The 17825-nt window shown below is 62.6% G+C and carries 15 protein-coding genes; 14 read left to right on the top strand and 1 reads right to left on the bottom strand.

The genetic code is table 11. From position 1 onward, the window contains the following. The 14 genes from bamA to ispD form a co-directional block, all read left to right on the top strand. On the top strand, nucleotides 1-1275 hold a 1275-nt coding region (bamA, locus tag ACIPZ5_RS14770; RefSeq protein ID WP_400809364.1), incomplete at its 5' end, for an outer membrane protein assembly factor BamA. 44 nt (nucleotides 1276-1319) lie between these two features. Beyond that, nucleotides 1320-1823: an OmpH family outer membrane protein gene (locus ACIPZ5_RS14765; protein ID WP_003252311.1), complete on the top strand. Its 504-nt coding sequence runs from the start codon at nucleotides 1320-1322 to the stop codon at nucleotides 1821-1823. Nucleotide 1824: 1 nt separating this feature from the next. Further along, on the top strand, nucleotides 1825-2880 hold the full coding sequence (gene lpxD, locus ACIPZ5_RS14760) for a UDP-3-O-(3-hydroxymyristoyl)glucosamine N-acyltransferase (protein ID WP_400809362.1): 1056 nt from the start codon (nucleotides 1825-1827) through the stop codon (nucleotides 2878-2880). 113 nt (nucleotides 2881-2993) lie between these two features. Next, nucleotides 2994-3434, top strand: a complete 441-nt coding sequence (fabZ, locus tag ACIPZ5_RS14755; RefSeq protein ID WP_003252314.1) for a 3-hydroxyacyl-ACP dehydratase FabZ — start codon at nucleotides 2994-2996, stop codon at nucleotides 3432-3434. Then, nucleotides 3431-4207: an acyl-ACP--UDP-N-acetylglucosamine O-acyltransferase gene (lpxA, locus tag ACIPZ5_RS14750; protein WP_085675614.1), complete on the top strand. Its 777-nt coding sequence runs from the start codon at nucleotides 3431-3433 to the stop codon at nucleotides 4205-4207. The genes fabZ and lpxA overlap by 4 nt, the downstream gene beginning before the upstream one ends. A 1-nt stretch (nucleotide 4208) precedes the next feature. Then, nucleotides 4209-5336 carry a lipid-A-disaccharide synthase gene (gene lpxB, locus ACIPZ5_RS14745; RefSeq protein ID WP_343598591.1) on the top strand — a complete coding sequence of 376 codons (1128 nt, stop codon included), beginning with the start codon at nucleotides 4209-4211 and terminating at the stop codon, nucleotides 5334-5336. A gap of 1 nt (nucleotide 5337) precedes the next feature. Then, complete coding sequence (gene rnhB, locus ACIPZ5_RS14740) at nucleotides 5338-5961, top strand: ribonuclease HII (RefSeq protein WP_343598592.1); 624 nt, start codon at nucleotides 5338-5340, stop codon at nucleotides 5959-5961. A gap of 206 nt (nucleotides 5962-6167) precedes the next feature. After that, complete coding sequence (dnaE, locus tag ACIPZ5_RS14735) at nucleotides 6168-9692, top strand: DNA polymerase III subunit alpha (RefSeq protein ID WP_400809359.1); 3525 nt, start codon at nucleotides 6168-6170, stop codon at nucleotides 9690-9692. A gap of 105 nt (nucleotides 9693-9797) precedes the next feature. Beyond that, the gene (accA, locus tag ACIPZ5_RS14730) at nucleotides 9798-10745 is read left to right on the top strand and encodes an acetyl-CoA carboxylase carboxyl transferase subunit alpha (protein ID WP_015269200.1); all 948 of its coding nucleotides are present in this window, start codon (nucleotides 9798-9800) and stop codon (nucleotides 10743-10745) included. Nucleotides 10746-10885: 140 nt separating this feature from the next. Then, nucleotides 10886-12169, top strand: coding sequence for a tRNA lysidine(34) synthetase TilS (tilS, locus tag ACIPZ5_RS14725; protein WP_400809356.1), 1284 nt, complete (start codon nucleotides 10886-10888; stop codon nucleotides 12167-12169). A gap of 269 nt (nucleotides 12170-12438) precedes the next feature. Beyond that, complete coding sequence (locus tag ACIPZ5_RS14720; protein ID WP_400809354.1) at nucleotides 12439-14067, top strand: CTP synthase; 1629 nt, start codon at nucleotides 12439-12441, stop codon at nucleotides 14065-14067. 200 nt (nucleotides 14068-14267) lie between these two features. Next, nucleotides 14268-15557, top strand: a complete 1290-nt coding sequence (gene eno, locus ACIPZ5_RS14715; RefSeq protein WP_176506548.1) for a phosphopyruvate hydratase — start codon at nucleotides 14268-14270, stop codon at nucleotides 15555-15557. Between the two features lie 156 nt (nucleotides 15558-15713). Continuing rightward, nucleotides 15714-15995 carry a cell division protein FtsB gene (ftsB, locus tag ACIPZ5_RS14710; protein WP_023534037.1) on the top strand — a complete coding sequence of 94 codons (282 nt, stop codon included), beginning with the start codon at nucleotides 15714-15716 and terminating at the stop codon, nucleotides 15993-15995. Further along, nucleotides 15992-16699 (top strand): 2-C-methyl-D-erythritol 4-phosphate cytidylyltransferase, encoded by a 708-nt coding sequence (gene ispD, locus ACIPZ5_RS14705; RefSeq protein ID WP_261942969.1) that lies wholly within the window; start codon nucleotides 15992-15994, stop codon nucleotides 16697-16699. Before ftsB ends, ispD begins: the two co-directional genes overlap by 4 nt. Nucleotides 16700-16843: 144 nt before the next feature. Here the strand turns inward: ispD and ACIPZ5_RS14700 are convergent, their stop codons facing one another. Continuing rightward, nucleotides 16844-17740 (bottom strand): LysR substrate-binding domain-containing protein, encoded by an 897-nt coding sequence (locus ACIPZ5_RS14700; RefSeq protein ID WP_261942970.1) that lies wholly within the window; start codon nucleotides 17738-17740, stop codon nucleotides 16844-16846. Between the last annotated feature and the right edge of the window lie 85 nt (nucleotides 17741-17825).

Genomic DNA, 17825 nt, shown 5'->3' with positions numbered 1-17825 from the left:
ACCGAAGACGAAGTGCTGCGCCGTGAAATGCGCCAGATGGAAGGTGGCTGGGCGTCGACCTACCTGATCGACCAGTCCAAGACCCGTCTGGAGCGCCTGGGCTTCTTCAAGGAAGTCAACGTCGAAACCCCGGCAGTGCCAGGCACCGACGACCAGGTCGACGTCAACTACAGCGTTGAGGAGCAAGCCTCCGGCTCGATCACCGCCAGCGTCGGCTTTGCCCAGAGCGCCGGCCTGATCCTGGGCGGTTCGATCAGCCAGAGCAACTTCCTCGGTACCGGCAACAAGGTGTCCATCGGCCTGACCCGTTCGCAATACCAGACCCGTTACAACTTCGGCTTCGTTGACCCCTACTTCACGGCCGACGGCGTGAGCCTGGGCTACAACGCCTTCTACCGCAGCACCGACTACAGCGACCTTGACGTCGACGTGGCCAGCTATGCCGTAGACAGCCTGGGTGCCGGTGTCAGCCTCGGCTACCCGATCAGCGAAACATCGCGCCTGACCTATGGCCTGAGCGTTCAGCAGGACAAGATCAAGACCGGTAAGTACACCGTTGACGAGATCTTCGACTTCCTCAAGCAGGAAGGCGACAGCTTCACCAACTTCAAGGCCTCGATCGGCTGGTCCGAGTCGACCCTGAACAAAGGTGTACTGGCGACCCGCGGTCACTCCCAGAGCCTGACGCTCGAGAGCACCATTCCGGGCAGCGACCTGTCGTTCTACAAGCTCGACTACCGCGGCCAGCTGTTCAAGCCGATCACCAACGACTACACCCTGCGCCTGCACACCGAACTGGGCTATGGTGATGGTTTCGGTAGCACTTCGGGCCTGCCGTTCTACGAGAACTACTACGCGGGTGGTTTCAACTCTGTCCGTGGCTTCAAGGACAGCAGCCTGGGCCCACGCAGTACACCAAGTACCGGCAAGAACCCGGGTACCATTGCCGACCCGGATCAGGATCCGTTGCCGTTCGGCGGTAACGTGCTGGTGCAAGGTGGTGTTGAATTGCTGTTCCCGCTGCCGTTCGTCAAGGACCAGCGTTCGCTGCGTACCTCCGTGTTCTGGGATGTGGGTAACGTGTTCGACACCAATTGCGGCAGCAAACCGGATTGCGAAAAGGTCGGGTTCTCGGGCATGGCCAGTTCGGTCGGCCTGGGTGTGACCTGGATTACTGCCTTGGGCCCGTTGAGCTTCAGCCTGGCGATGCCGGTCAAGAAGCCGAGCGATGCCGATACCCAGGTGTTCCAATTCTCTCTGGGCCAGACCTTCTAAGGTCGGCCCTTGCTTAACGACAACGGTTTTTCCAGGAGTGCATCGTGCGTAAATTGGCTCAACTGGCCGTAGTGGCCGCGGCGCTGGTCGCCACCCCGGCTTTCGCCGAAATGAAGGTTGCCGTGCTGAACTATCAGATGGCCCTGCTCGAATCCGATGCCGCCAAGAAGTACGCGGTCGATGCCGAGAAGAAGTTCGGCCCGCAACTGACCAAGCTGAAAAGCCTGGAAAGCAGCGCCAAGGGCATCCAGGACCGTCTGATCAAGGGCGGCGACAAGATGCAGCAGCAGGAGCGTGAGCGCCTGGAGCTCGAGTTCAAGCAAAAAGCCCGTGACTTCCAGTTCCAGTCCAAGGAGCTGAACGAGGCCAAGGCTGTTGCTGACCGCGACATGCTCAAGCAGCTCAAGCCGAAGCTGGACGGCGCTGTCGAGGAAGTGATCAAGAAGGGCGGCTACGACCTGGTTCTCGAGCGCGGCGCGGTCATCGATGTCAAACCTCAGTACGACATCACCCGCCAAGTCATCGAGCGCATGAACCAAGCGCGTTGATATGACCGTGACCATGACGCTCGGCCAGCTGGCCGAGGCCCTCGGGGCCACACTCAAAGGCCCTGAGGCGCTGCAGATTACCGGGCTGGCTACCTTGCAAGAGGCCGGCCCCGGTCAATTGAGCTTCCTCGCCAACCCGCAGTACCGCAAATACCTGGACAACTGCCAGGCCGCTGCGGTGCTGCTCAAGGCTGCGGACGCCGAAGGCTTTGCCGGCAATGCCCTGATCGTGGCCGACCCGTACCTGGCTTATGCGCGCATTTCCCACCTGTTCGACCCCAAACCCAAGGCTGTGGCGGGTATTCATCCCAGCGCCGTGGTGGCGGATGATGCCCAGGTAGATGCCAGTGCCAGTATCGGGCCGTTCGCGGTCATCGAAAGCGGTGCACGCATCGACGCCAATGTCAGCATCGGCGCACATTGCTTCATCGGTGCCCGTTGCGTGGTCGGTGAAGGCGGCTGGCTGGCACCGCGAGTCACGCTGTATCACGACGTGACCATTGGCAAGCGTGTGGTCATCCAGTCGGGTGCCGTGATCGGTGGCGAGGGCTTCGGTTTCGCCAACGAGAAGGGCATCTGGCGCAAGATTGCCCAGATTGGCGGCGTCACCATTGGCGATGACGTGGAAATCGGCGTCAACACTGCCGTTGACCGTGGCGCGCTGTCTGATACCCGTATTGGTGATGGGGTCAAACTCGACAACCAGATCCAGATCGCCCACAACGTGCAGATCGGTGATCACACGGCCATGGCCGCCTGTGTCGGGATCTCGGGCAGTGCGCGCATCGGCAAGCATTGCATGCTGGCGGGTGGCGTTGGCCTGGTGGGGCATATCGATATCTGCGATAACGTATTCGTCTCCGGGATGACCATGGTGACCCGTTCGATCACCGAGCCAGGTTCCTATTCATCCGGCACGGCCATGCAGCCCCTGGCTGACTGGCGCAAGAGCGCGGCGCGTATCCGCCAGCTCGATGACATGGCCAAGCGTCTCCAGCAGCTGGAAAAACGTGTCGATACCGTGACCTCAGGTGGCCAGCCGACATCAGAAGGCTGATACCATTTCCTGAGCAAGAGTGAACAGTCGCTAGCTGGCTCCTCTTTGGATTGCAAAAGGAGCGTGTGGTCAGCACCTGCGCTCCCTATTCTTATTACAGGCTTCCCCCCGAAATGATGGACATCAACGAGATTCGCGAATACCTGCCTCACCGCTACCCGTTCCTGCTGGTAGATCGCGTGACGGATCTGGACTTCGAGGCCCAGAGCATTCGTGCCTACAAGAATGTCAGCATCAACGAGCCGTTCTTCAATGGCCATTTCCCGGCGCACCCGATCATGCCGGGCGTCCTGATCATCGAAGCCATGGCCCAGGCGGCCGGTATCCTTGGTTTCAAGATGCTCGATGCCAAGCCGGCCGATGGCACCCTGTACTACTTCGTCGGTTCCGACAAACTGCGCTTCCGCCAGCCTGTTCTGCCAGGTGATCAGCTGGTGCTGGAAGCCAAGTTCCTCAGCCGCAAGAGCATGATCTGGAAGTTCGAGTGCCGTGCCCTGGTCGATGGCAAACCGGTCTGCTCGGCTGAAATCACCTGCGCGGAACGCTCCCTATGAGTTCGATTGATCCGCGGGCGATCATCGATCCGTCGGCCAAGCTGGCCGATGGCGTCGAGGTTGGCCCGTGGTCGATCGTCGGCCCTGATGTCGAAATCGGCGAAGGCACTGTGATTGGCCCGCACGTGGTGCTCAAGGGGCCGACCCGGATTGGCAAGCACAACCGCATCTACCAGTTTTCCTCGATTGGCGAAGACACCCCTGACCTCAAGTACAAGGGTGAGCCGACGCGCCTGGTGATCGGTGACCACAACGTGATCCGCGAAGGTGTGACCATTCACCGTGGCACGGTCCAGGACCGCGCGGAAACCACCCTGGGTGATCACAACCTGATCATGGCCTATGCCCACATCGGCCACGACAGCGTCATCGGCAACCATTGCATCCTGGTCAACAACACCGCCCTGGCCGGGCATGTGCACGTGGGCGACTGGGCGATCCTGTCCGGTTTCACCCTGGTGCATCAGTACTGCCATATCGGCGCCCATGCGTTCTCTGGCATGGGCACGGCGATCGGCAAGGACGTGCCGGCCTTCGTCACGGTATTCGGCAGCCCTGCCGAAGCCCGCAGCATGAACTTCGAAGGCATGCGCCGCCGTGGCTTCAGTGACGAGGTCATCCATGCGCTGCGCCGTTCCTACAAGATCGTCTATCGCCAGGGCCTGACGGTGGAAGAGGCGATCAAGGAACTGGACGAGCTGGCCGCCAAGCACGAGCAGGTCGAGCTGTTCCGCCAGTCGATCGTGAACTCCGCTCGCGGCATTACCCGCTGACATGGCGCAGCTTTGCGTAGCCCTGGTAGCGGGTGAGGCCAGCGGCGATATTCTCGGTTCCGGTCTGATGCGCGCCCTCAAGGCGCGTCATCCCGATGTGCGTTTCATCGGTGTGGGTGGCCCGCTGATGGAGGCCGAAGGCCTGCAGTCGTACTTCCCCATGGAGCGCCTCGCGGTCATGGGCCTGGTCGAAGTGCTGGGGCGCCTGCGTGAGCTGCTCAAGCGGCGCAAGGCGCTGATCCAGACCCTGATCGGCGAAAAGCCCGATGTGTTCATCGGCATCGACGCCCCCGATTTCACCCTCAATATCGAGCTGAAACTGCGTCAGGCTGGGATCAAGACCGTACATTACGTCAGCCCGTCGGTCTGGGCGTGGCGGCAGAAGCGCGTGCTGAAGATCCGCGAAGGCTGCGACCTGATGCTTACGCTGTTGCCGTTCGAAGCCCGTTTCTATGAAGAGCAGGGCGTACCGGTGCGGTTCGTCGGCCACCCGTTGGCCGATACCATTCCGTTGGCGGCAGACCGTCAGGCAGCGCGCATCGAGCTGGGCCTGGCTGATGGCCCGGTGGTTGCGTTGATGCCGGGTAGCCGAGGTGGTGAGGTGGGGCGCCTTGGGGCGCTGTTCCTCGACGCCGCCCAGCGCCTGTGTGAGCTGGTGCCCGGCGTGCGTTTTGTGTTGCCGTGCGCCAACGCGGCGCGTCGTGCCCAGGTCGAGCAGATGCTCGAAGGCCGCGATCTGCCGTTGACCATGCTCGATGGCCAATCGCACAGGGCGTTGGCAGCCTGTGACGCGGTGCTGATCGCTTCCGGCACCGCCACGCTGGAGGCTCTGCTGTACAAGCGCCCGATGGTCGTGGCCTATCGCCTGGCGCCATTGACCTACTGGATTCTCAAGCGTCTGGTGAAAAGCCCCTACGTGTCGCTGCCCAATCTGCTGGCACAGCGCGAGCTGGTGCCTGAGCTGCTGCAGGATGCCGCGACCAGCGAAGCCCTGGCACAGACCCTGGCGCCGCTGGTCACCGACGGTGCCCAGCAGACCGAACGCTTCGACGAGATTCACCGTACGCTGCGCCGCGACGCCTCCAACCAGGCGGCCGACGCGGTGCTGGCCTTGCTCAAGGACCGCTGACATGCAGATTGGACTGGACTTCAACCTGGTAGAAGACCTGGTCGCCGGCGTTGACGAAGTCGGCCGCGGCCCGCTGTGCGGTGCGGTGGTCACGGCGGCGGTGATCCTCGACCCGGCTCGGCCGATTCTCGGCCTGAACGATTCGAAGAAACTTACCGAAGCCAAGCGCGAAGCGCTGTTCGACGAGATCTGCGAAAAAGCCCTGAGCTTCTGCATCGCCCGCGCCGAAGTCGAGGAAATCGACCGGCTGAACATCCTGCAGGCCACCATGCTGGCCATGCAGCGAGCGGTGGAGGGGCTGCACGTGACCCCAAAGCTGGCACTGATCGACGGTAACCGTTGCCCTAAACTGGCGGTGCCAGCTGCGCCAGTGGTCAAGGGCGATAGCCAGGTGCCCGCAATTGCCGCAGCATCGATCCTGGCCAAGGTGACCCGTGACCGGGAGATGAGCGCGTTCGAGCTGATCTACCCCGGGTACGGGATAGGCGGGCACAAGGGCTACCCGACGCCGGTGCACCTCGAAGCCCTGGCGCGTCTTGGGCCAACGCCCATTCATCGGCGTTCCTTCGCCCCGGTGCGGGCCGCCTGGGAAGCCCGCGAAAGCGTCACCGATTCCCTGATCTGACGCACAAGGGCCGTCTCGCGGCCCGCTCGCCCGTGTAGGAGCGGCTTTAGCCGCGAACACCGGCGCAGCCGGTGCCATGCACCGCGGCGTCTGGTTCGCGGCTAAAGCCGCTCCTACAGAGATCGTGTTGCGAAGCAGCCGCAAATCCCCCTCGCAATTACGCTACAATCCCGCCCTTGTCGTTCAGCACTGCTACAGGACTTTCCATGTCGGTTCCCTTCGTTCACCTGCGCGTCCACTCCGAATTCTCGCTGGTAGACGGCCTGGTGCGGATCAAGCCGCTGGCCAAGGCGCTGGCGGGAATGAACATGCCGGCGGTGGCGATCACCGACCAGAGCAACATGTGCTCGCTGGTCAAGTTCTACAAGACTGCCATGGGCGCGGGTATCAAGCCGATCTGCGGTGCCGACCTGTGGCTGGCCGGTGCCGATCCGGAAGCACCGCTGTCGCGCATCTGCTTCCTGGCCATGAACCCCAAGGGCTATCGCAACCTCACCGAGTTGATCTCCCGTGGCTGGACCGATGGCCAGCGCAACGGCCTGGTGATCCTCCAGCGCGAGTGGATCGCTCCCGCCAGCGAAGGGCTGATTGCCCTGTCCGCCGGCAAGGAAGGCGATATCGGCATGGCCCTGATGAACGGTCGGCAGGAAGAAGCTGAGCACCTGCTGCGCGACTGGATGGGCATGTTCCCGGAACGTTTCTATGTCGAAGTGCAGCGCACCAACCGCGCCGGTGACGAGGAATATGTGCACGCCGCCGTGGCCCTGGCCGACCAGCTTGGTGCGCCGCTGGTGGCCACCAACGACGTGCGCTTCATCAAGCAGTCCGACTTCGACGCCCATGAAACCCGCGTCTGCATCGGTGAGGGCTGGACACTCGACGATCCACGCCGGCCGCGTTGCTATAGCGACCAGCAGTACCTGAAGTCGGCCGAGGAAATGGCCGAGCTGTTCAGCGACCTGCCCGACGCCATTGCCAACACCGTCGAGATCGCCAAGCGTTGCAACATCCAGGTGCAGTTGGGCAAATACTTCCTGCCTGACTTCCCTACGCCCAATGGCATGGGCATCGATGACTATTTGCGGCATGTGTCCCATGAGGGCCTGGAAGAGCGCCTGGCGGTGCTTTGGCCAAAAGAGACCACGCCCAATTACGAAGAGAAGCGCCAGGTCTACCTGGACCGACTGAAGTTCGAGCTGGACATCATCATCCAGATGGGTTTCCCCGGTTACTTCCTGATCGTTATGGACTTCATCAAGTGGGCCAAGAATAACGGCGTGCCGGTCGGCCCGGGCCGGGGTTCGGGTGCCGGCTCGCTGGTGGCCTACGTGCTGAAGATCACCGACCTCGACCCGTTGGCCTACGACCTGCTGTTCGAGCGCTTCCTCAACCCGGAACGTATTTCCATGCCCGACTTCGACGTCGACTTCTGCATGGATGGCCGTGACCGGGTGATCGATTACGTGGCCGAAGCCTATGGCCGTAACGCGGTCAGCCAGATCATCACCTTCGGCACCATGGCGGCGAAGGCGGTGGTCCGAGACGTGGCGCGGGTACAGGGCAAGTCCTACGGCCTGGCTGACCGCCTGTCGAAGATGATCCCGTTCGAAGTGGGCATGACCCTGGAGAAGGCCTACGAGCAGGAAGAAATCCTGCGTGACTTCCTCAAGGGTGACGAAGACGCCCGCGAAATCTGGGACATGGCCCTGAAGCTCGAGGGCGTGACGCGCGGTACCGGCAAGCACGCCGGTGGTGTGGTCATCGCCCCGACCAAGCTCACCGACTTCTCGCCGATCGCCTGTGACGAAGAGGGCGGCGGCTTGGTAACCCAGTTCGACAAGGATGACGTCGAGGCTGCCGGCCTGGTTAAGTTCGACTTCCTCGGCCTGCGCACCCTGACCATCATCAAGTGGGCAATGGAGATCATCAACCGCGAGCAGGCCAAGAAGAACCTGCCCGACGTCAACATCGACTTCATCCCGCTGGACGATCGCAAGACTTACGAGCTGTTGCAGAAGGCTGAAACCACGGCGGTGTTCCAGCTTGAATCGCGGGGCATGAAAGAGCTGATCAAGAAGCTCAAGCCAGACTGCCTGGAAGACCTTATCGCACTGGTGGCGCTGTTCCGCCCAGGCCCGCTGCAATCGGGCATGGTGGACGACTTCATCAACCGCAAGCACGGCCGCGCCGAGCTGGCGTACCCGCACCCGGACTACCAGTACGAAGGCCTGAAGCCGGTACTGGCACCCACCTACGGCATCATCCTGTACCAGGAACAGGTGATGCAGATTGCCCAGGTGATGGCAGGTTACACCCTCGGCGGCGCCGACATGTTGCGCCGTGCGATGGGTAAGAAAAAGCCCGAGGAGATGGCCAAGCAACGCGGTGGTTTCATCGAGGGTTGTGCCAACAACAATATCGATGCGGACCTGGCCGGTAACATCTTCGACCTGGTGGAAAAGTTCGCCGGCTACGGCTTCAACAAATCCCACTCCGCCGCCTATGGCCTGGTGTCGTACCAGACGGCCTGGCTGAAGACCCACCACCCGGCGGCGTTCATGGCGGCCGTACTCTCGGCGGACATGCACAACACCGACAAGGTGGTGGTGCTGGTCGAGGAAGTGCGCAGCATGAAGCTGCGCCTCGATGCGCCGGACGTGAACTTCTCCGACTTCAAGTTCACCGTCAACAACGACGGCCGCATCGTCTACGGCCTGGGTGCGATCAAGGGCGTCGGTGAGGGCCCGGTGGAGGCCATCGTCGAGGCGCGTGCCCAAGGTGGCCCGTTCAAGGACCTGTTCGACTTCTGCGAGCGCATCGACCTGAAACGGGTCAACAAGCGTACCCTCGATGCCTTGATCCGCAGTGGTGCGCTGGACCGCCTGGGCCCGCACTTCCATGATGAGATCAAGGCTTACCACGCCAACATCGACCTCAACCGTGCCACCTTGCTGTCGGCGCTGGGCGAGGCCATCAAGGCCGCCGAACAGGCGGCGCATACCGCTGACAGTGGCCACGTCGACCTGTTCGGCGGCATGTTCGACGCGCCGGATGTCGACGTCTACGCCAACCACCGCAAGGTTCGCGAACTGACCCTCAAGGAGCGCCTGAAGGGCGAGAAGGACACCTTGGGCCTGTATCTCACCGGTCACCCGATCGATGAATATGAAGCCGAGATCCGCCGTTTCGCCCGTCAGCGCATCATAGACCTCAAGCCGTCGCGCGAGACCCAGACCATTGCCGGGATGATCATTGCCCTGCGGGTGATGAAGAACAAGAAGGGCGACAAGATGGGCTTCGTCACCCTGGACGACCGATCCGGGCGTATCGAAGCGTCATTGTTTGCCGATGCCTTCATGGCGGCACAATCCTTGCTGCAGACTGACGCCATGGTGGTGGTCGAAGGCGAAGTCAGTAACGATGACTTCTCCGGTGGCCTGCGCCTGCGGGTGAAGCAGGTGATGACCATGGAGGACGCGCGCACCAAGCTGGCCGAGAGCCTGCGCCTCAAGGTGGCACACGAGGCGCTCAAGGGTGATCGCCTCAAGTGGCTGGGCGAGCTGATCACCCGCCATCGTGGTGCCTGCCCGATCACCCTGGAGTACACCGGCAGCGATGCCAAGGCCATGTTGCAGTTCGGTGAGCAGTGGTCGATCGACCCGGCCGACGGCCTGATTCAGGCACTGCGTGACCAGTTCGGGCGTGAGAACGTCTTCCTGCAATATCGTTGAATCGACGAAATTTAATCTCGACCTATATGCGCCTGATCCCTTAAGGTAGGGCGCCAAACGGATCAACCGGCCGGCCGCCTGGCCGTAGACCCAAGACGGATGACTATGAACCCGAATTTTCTCGATTTCGAACAGCCGATTGCCGACCTGCAAGCCAAGATCGAAGGCCTGCGCCTGGTAGGCAACGACAACTCGCTGAACATCAGCGATGAAATTGCCCGTCTGCAAGACAAGAGCAACACCCTCACCGAAAGCATCTTCGGCAACCTGACCAGCTGGCAGATCGCCCGCCTGGCCCGTCACCCACGTCGTCCATACACCCTGGACTACCTGGAGCACATCTTCACCGAGTTCGAAGAACTGCATGGCGACCGCCACTTCTCCGATGACGCTGCCATCGTCGGTGGTACCGCCCGCCTGGACGGCAAGCCAGTGATGGTCATCGGCCACCAGAAGGGCCGTGAAGTGCGTGAGAAGGTACGCCGCAACTTCGGCATGCCGCGCCCTGAAGGCTACCGCAAGGCCTGCCGCCTGATGGAAATGGCCGAGCGCTTCAAGATGCCGATCCTGACCTTCATCGACACTCCGGGCGCCTACCCGGGCATCGATGCCGAAGAGCGCAACCAGAGCGAGGCAATCGCCTGGAACCTGCGCGTCATGGCGCGCCTGAAGACCCCGATCATCGCCACCGTGATCGGTGAGGGTGGTTCCGGCGGTGCGCTGGCCATCGGCGTGTGCGACCAGTTGAACATGCTGCAGTACTCCACCTACTCGGTAATCTCGCCGGAAGGCTGCGCCTCGATCCTGTGGAAGACTGCCGACAAGGCTGCCGACGCCGCTGAAGCCATGGGCATCACCGCCGAGCGCCTGAAGAGCCTGAACATCGTCGACAAGGTCATCCAGGAACCGCTGGGCGGCGCCCACCGCGACCCGGCGAAAATGTCCGAAAGCATCCGTGCCGACCTGGTGCAGCAGCTGGACATGCTCGGCAAGCTCGACCACGACGCGCTGCTGGCCCGTCGTTACGACCGCCTGATGAGCTACGGCCTCTGATAGAACGCCGGGGCCGCTCTGCGGCCCATTCGCGGGGCAAGCCCGCTCCCACAAGGTTTCGCAATCTCCTGTGGGAGCGGGCTTGCCCCGCGAATGGGGTGCAAAGCACCCCCGGCAATCTCAAGCCAAGTGAGGCCTCAATGATTAACCTCACCCCCTGGCTGAACGCCCCTACCTGGTACATCGCCTTCTCTGGCGGCCTTGACTCCACCGTCCTCCTGCACCTTCTGGCCGACCACGCCCGCAGCCATGCAACCCCGCCGCTGCGCGCCCTGCACATCCACCACGGCCTGCAATCCGCCGCCGACGCCTGGCCCGCCCACTGTCAAGCCATCTGCGACCAGCTCGGCATCGAACTCCAGGTCCTCCACGTCCAGGTCTCCCCCGGCGCCAGCCTCGAACAGGCCGCCCGCGACGCCCGTTATGCCGCCTTCAAGCAGATCCTTGGTCCCGGCGAAATCCTGTTCACCGCCCAGCACCGCGACGACCAGGCTGAAACCTTGCTCTTTCGCCTGCTGCGCGGCGCCGGCTTGCGTGGCCTGGCGGCAATGCCTGCGCAGCGACCGTTGGGGCAGGGCAGCCTGGTTCGGCCATTGCTGGCCACTTCGCGTCAGCAGTTGCATGACTACGCCCAGGCCAATCGGCTGGTGTGGATCGAAGACCCGACGAACGTTGATACCACCTTCGACCGTAACTATCTGCGCGCAGAGGTGTTCCCGCCATTGCAGCAGCGTTGGCCGCAGGCCAGCCAGAACATCGCCCGTTGTGCAGAGCATGTGGGGGAGGCGCTGGGCCTGCTCGACGAACTGGCGCAGGGCGATCTGGCCACGGCCGGGGAGGGCGCAGCGCCAGCCTGGGCGGCCATGCCGTCGCTCGATCTGGCAGCGCTCACCTGCTTGTCACCTGCCCGGCAGCGCAATGCCCTGCAGTATTGGCTGAGCCAGCGAACCCGCTTGCCTGATACCCGCCATTGGGCAGGCTGGGCGGATCTGCGCGATGCTGCGGAAGATGCGCAGCCGATCTGGCGGCTTGCCGATGGTCGGTTGCTGCGCAGTCATGGCCGCATCTGGTGGTTGAGTGGCGATTGGCTGCAGCAACCCACGGCTGAGTGCATCTGGGCCGACCCCGGGGCGGCTCTGGCACTGCCGGGCAATGGCAGTGTGCGCCTTGAAGGCGCCGCGCCGCAGGGCGAACTGCGTATCGCCTATCGCCAGGGTGGCGAAGTGCTGGACCTCCCCGGCCGTGGTCGGCGCGACCTCAAGCGCCTGCTCAATGAGCTGCAGGTCCCGCACTTCGTGCGCCCGCGGCTGCCGTTGCTATATTGCGGCGAGCGCTTGCTGGCGGTGGCCAATCTGCCTTCGCTGGCGCAGGCCGATTGCCAGCTTCACTGGCAGCTGCCGACGAACGCGCAAGGTTTGAGCTGAAGGGTACATTCCGGTAGACTACCCTCCCTTCTTGATACAACTTCTGTGGCTTCCCCGGAAACACAGCGGTTGCCGATTACCAAGCAGTTTTTTGCTGGGCTGATTCTGGAAATGACGAGCGAGCTCCATGCCGGGGATACCCCTGGTCTGTACAGACGCGGCAGTTTTTCGAGATGCACTGTGATTGACGCAGGTGATCGGGGGCTTCGGCCTTCCTTCGCTTTCTCCGGCGGCGCTGGCCGCCTTAACGCAGACTTCTAGGGTTTTTCATGACGCGCTACATATTCGTCACGGGCGGTGTTGTTTCTTCATTGGGGAAAGGCATTGCCTCGGCTTCCCTGGCGGCCATCCTGGAAGCGCGGGGCCTGAAGGTCACCATGCTCAAGCTGGATCCGTACATCAACGTCGATCCGGGCACCATGAGCCCGTTCCAGCATGGTGAAGTGTTCGTCACCCACGATGGCGCCGAAACCGACCTCGACCTGGGCCACTACGAGCGGTTCATCCGCACCACCATGACCCAGAACAACAACTTCACCACCGGCCGTATCTACGAGCACGTGCTGCGTAAGGAACGCCGTGGTGACTACCTGGGTGCGACCATCCAGGTCATCCCGCACATCACCGACGAGATCAAGCGTCGCATCATCAAGGGCGCTGGCGATGCCGACGTGGCCCTGGTGGAAATCGGCGGTACCGTGGGTGACATCGAGTCGCAGCCGTTCCTCGAGGCCATCCGCCAGCTGCGCGTCGAAGTCGGCTCCAAGCGCGCCATGCTGATGCACCTGACTCTGGTGCCGTACATCGCTACCGCTGGCGAGACCAAGACCAAGCCGACCCAGCACTCGGTCAAGGAGCTGCGCTCCATCGGCCTGCAGCCTGACGTGCTGATCTGCCGTTCCGACCACCCGGTCGACGCCTCGTCGCGCCGCAAGATCGCGCTGTTCACCAACGTCGAAGAGCGTGCGGTGATTTCGCTGGAAGACGTCGACACCATCTACAAGATCCCAGGCGTGCTGCACGCCCAGGGCCTGGACGACTTCGTCGTCGAGCGCTTCGGCCTGCAGTGCAACAGCGCTGACCTGTCCGAGTGGGACAAGGTGGTCGATGCCAAGCTCAACCCTGAGCAGGAAGTGACCATCGCCATGGTCGGCAAGTACATGGAACTGCTGGACGCGTACAAGTCGCTGATCGAAGCGATGAGCCACGCCGGCATCACCAACCGTACCAAGGTCAACCTGCGTTACATCGATTCCGAAGACATCGAGAACCAGGGCACCAGCCTGCTCGAAGGCGCCGACGCCATTCTGGTGCCGGGCGGTTTCGGCCTGCGTGGCGTGGAAGGCAAGATCACTGCGGTGCAGTACGCCCGTGAGAACAAGGTCCCGTACCTGGGCATCTGCCTGGGGATGCAAGTGGCCGTGATCGAGTTCGCTCGTAACGTGATGGGCTGGAAAGACGCCAACTCCACCGAGTTCGACCGCAACAGCGGCCACCCGGTAGTCGGCCTGATCACCGAGTGGGCAGATGCCACCGGTGCCGTCGAGACCCGTACCGAAGCGTCCGACCTGGGTGGCACCATGCGCCTGGGCGCGCAGGACTGCCAGCTGGCTGCTGGTTCCAAGGTGCACGACTGCTACGGCAAGGACGTGATCACCGAGCGTCACCGTCACCGTTACGAAGTCAACAACAACCTGCTGCCGCAGCTGGTTGAAGCTGGCCTGGTGGTTTCCGGTCGTTCCGAAGACGGCGCGCTGGTCGAAGTCGTCGAGTCCAAGGACCACCCATGGTTCGTGGCCTGCCAGTTCCACCCGGAGTTCACCTCCACCCCGCGTGACGGTCACCCGCTGTTCAGCGGCTTCGTCAAGGCGGCCCTGGCCCAGAAGAACAAGGCCTGATTTTTTCAGGTCTTTGATGAGTTTTCCGACGGTTAAAGCCGCGCAAGGCTCATTTCTCGGGTAAAGTACGCCCCGATCTACCCCTGACCGCTCGGTCAGGGGTTGCTTCTGCCAGGCCTGCCTGCTGCGTCCCCGCCTGGTGCAAGGCAAGAATTCCCTAAAGTTGCGTTGTTTTCGTCAATTCTGGAGTGCTTACAACAATGGCAAAAATCGTCGACATCAAAGGTCGTGAAGTTCTCGATTCGCGTGGCAACCCCACCGTAGAAGCCGATGTACTGCTCGACAACGGCATCATCGGCAGCGCTTGCGCGCCGTCCGGTGCTTCCACCGGCTCGCGCGAAGCGCTGGAGCTGCGTGATGGCGACAAGAGCCGTTACCTGGGCAAGGGCGTGCTGAAGGCCGTCGCCAACATCAACGGCCCGATCCGTGACCTGCTGCTGGGCAAGGATCCTTCTGACCAGAAGGCCCTGGACCGCGCCATGATCGAACTGGACGGTACCGAGAACAAGGCCAAGCTGGGCGCCAACGCCATCCTGGCCGTGTCGCTGGCTGCCGCCAAGGCCGCCGCACAGGATCAGGACCTGCCGCTGTACGCGCACATCGCCAACCTGAACGGCACCCCAGGCCAGTACTCGATGCCGGTTCCGATGATGAACATCATCAACGGTGGCGAGCACGCCGACAACAACGTCGACATCCAGGAGTTCATGGTTCAGCCGGTTGGCGCCAAGACCTTCTCCGACGGCCTGCGCATGGGCACCGAGATCTTCCACCACCTCAAAGCCGTGCTGAAGGCCCGTGGCCTGAACACTGCCGTGGGTGACGAAGGTGGTTTCGCCCCGAACCTGGCTTCCAACGAAGACGCTCTGGGCGCTATCGCCGAAGCGGTCGAAAAAGCCGGCTACAAGCTGGGCACCGACGTGACCCTGGCCCTGGATTGCGCGGCTTCCGAATTCTACGAAGACGGCAAGTACAACCTGTCCGGTGAAGGCAAGTCGTTCGACGCCGAAGGTTTCGCCGAGTACCTCAAAGGCCTGACCGAGCGCTTCCCGATCATCTCGATCGAAGATGGCCTGGACGAGTCCGACTGGGCTGGCTGGAAGATCCTGACCGACAAGATCGGTGCCAAGGTACAGCTGGTCGGCGACGACCTGTTCGTGACCAACACCAAGATCCTCAAGGAAGGCATCGAGAAGGGCATCGGTAACTCGATCCTGATCAAGTTCAACCAGATCGGCTCGCTGACCGAGACCCTGGAAGCCATCCAGATGGCCAAGGCCGCCGGCTACACCGCGGTGATCTCGCACCGTTCCGGTGAAACCGAAGACTCGACCATCGCCGACCTGGCCGTGGGTACCGCTGCTGGCCAGATCAAGACTGGCTCGCTGTGCCGCTCCGACCGCGTCTCGAAGTACAACCAGCTGCTGCGCATCGAAGAGCAACTGGGCGCCAAAGCGGTTTACCGTGGTCGTGCCGAGTTTCGCGGCTAAGCAAGAGATGGTAAAAAGACAGCAGCCGAGGCTGTCGGAAGTTTCATACTGAAATTTCTGACGCTTCATGCGGGTTTCTGTCAACGAAGCCTGGCCTCGGCCAGGCTTCGTGCTATATGACGCCCGTGTGCGGCGGTCTTTAACCTGGATACCTTGATGCGCAGTCCCTATTGGTTGTTCCTTGTCCTGCTCCTGCTGCTTGGTGGCCTGCAGTACCGCCTTTGGGTGGGTAACGGCAGCCTGGCGCAAGTGGCCGAGCTCAAGCAGCAGATCGACGAACAGCATGCCGAGAACGAGCGGCTGCTGGAGCGTAACCGCGTGCTCGATGCCGAGGTGCTGGAGTTGAAGAAAGGTATGGAGACCGTCGAAGAACGGGCTCGTCATGAACTGGGAATGGTCAAAGAGGGCGAAACCCTCTTCCAGCTGCCGCAAAAATGATTGAACCACTACCGGCCTTCTGGGCCGTGATTCCTGCTGCGGGCGTCGGTGCCCGCATGGCTGCCGACCGCCCCAAGCAATACCTGGAGCTGGCCGGGCAGACCATCCTCGAGCACAGCCTCGACTGTTTTCTCGATCACCCCGCGCTCAAGGGCGTGGTGGTCAGTATTGCCGAAGACGATCCGTACTGGCCGGTCTTGCGCTGCGCCAGTGATGCGCGCATCCAGCGCGCGGCCGGTGGGCGCGAGCGTGCCGACTCGGTGCTCAATGCCTTGTTGCTGCTGCATGCCCAAGGGGCTGCGGACGACGACTGGGTGCTGGTGCACGATGCCGCGCGGCCGAACCTGGCGCGTAGTGACCTGGACAAGCTGCTGTCGGAGCTGGCTGAAGATCCGGTCGGCGGGCTGCTGGCGGTGCCGGCACGTGACACCCTCAAGCGGGCCGATGCCAATGGCCGGGTGAGTGCGACGGTGGACCGCAGCACCATCTGGCAGGCCTATACGCCGCAGATGTTCCGCCTGGGCGCGCTGCATCGGGCCCTGGCCGAGAGCCTGGTTTCCGATGTGGTGGTGACCGATGAGGCGTCGGCCATCGAATGGTCGGGGCAGGCGCCGCGGCTGGTCGAAGGGCGCAGCGACAACATCAAGGTGACCCGGCCGGAAGACCTGGAGTGGCTGCGCCAGCGTTGGGCCGGCAGGCGCTGATCGTCTTACTCCTGCTCCGGCCTCTTCGCGGGACAAGCCCGCTCCCACAGGAATGGCACCGGCTTCAGGTGCGATGACTATCCTGTGGGAGCGGCGGTTCGGCGCCCCGACTTGCCCCGCGAAGAGGCCAGTAAGGCCAATGCATCAGCTCTGCCGATACTCCGGCAGACCGGCCAACCCTTCCTTCAAGTAATCCACCAGCCGCCTTACCTTCGGCGACAGGTGCCGTTGCTGCGGATACAACGCCCACACCGCCGTATTCGGCGGCTGATGCCCCTCCAGCAATGACACCAGCGCGCCACTGTTCAAGTGTTCGAGCACGTAATAGTCCGGCAACTGGCACAATCCCATCCCCAGCAACGCCGCATCCAGCACCGCCTGGCCGCTGTTGCAGCGCCAGTTGCCCTGCACCCGCTGGCTGATCTCGCGGCCATCCTGCTGCAACGCCCACAGGTCCGAGCTGCCGATCAGGCAATTGTGCCGGGCCAGTTCCGACAGGCTGTGGGGCCGCCCGTAGCGCTCAAGGTATGCAGGTGAGGCGCACAGGTACATGCGCCGCGGCGCCAGCCGCGTGGCCACAAGCCGCGAGTCGGCCAGCCGGCCCAGGCGGATCGCCAGGTCCATGCCTTCGTGCAGCAGGTCGAGGGTACGGTTGCTCAGTTCCACCTCGACCCGCAATTGCGGATACAGCGCCATGAAGCGCGTCACCAGCGGCACGATGAAGCGCTCGCCATAGGCCACCGCACAGGTCATGCGCAGCAGGCCTTTGGGCTCGCTGGCCAGGTCACCCATGGCGCGCAGTGCTTCCTCGCGGCCGTCCTGCAAGCGCTGGCAGTGCTGCAGGAAGGTCTGCCCGGCTTCACTCAAGGTTACCCGGCGGGTGCTGCGGTACAGCAAGCGGGTCTGCAGGCGTTCTTCCAGGCGGGCGATCTGCCGGCTGATGTGTGAAGAAGATACGCCCAGGCGCTCGGCCGCAGCCGTGAACTGGCCAGACTCGGCCACGGCGACGAATTCGTCGATGCCTTCCCAGCGGCTGCTCATGGATTATCCCTGTATGGCAATAATGTTTTGGCTTTGGCCGGATTATTCCTCAAAAGCAACTGGATTACACTGTTGGACTGAATCG

Source organism: Pseudomonas sp. NPDC089428, assembly GCF_044749325.1.
Taxonomy (GTDB): Bacteria; Pseudomonadota; Gammaproteobacteria; order Pseudomonadales; family Pseudomonadaceae; genus Aquipseudomonas.
This window is presented reverse-complemented; position numbering and strand designations above follow the sequence as displayed.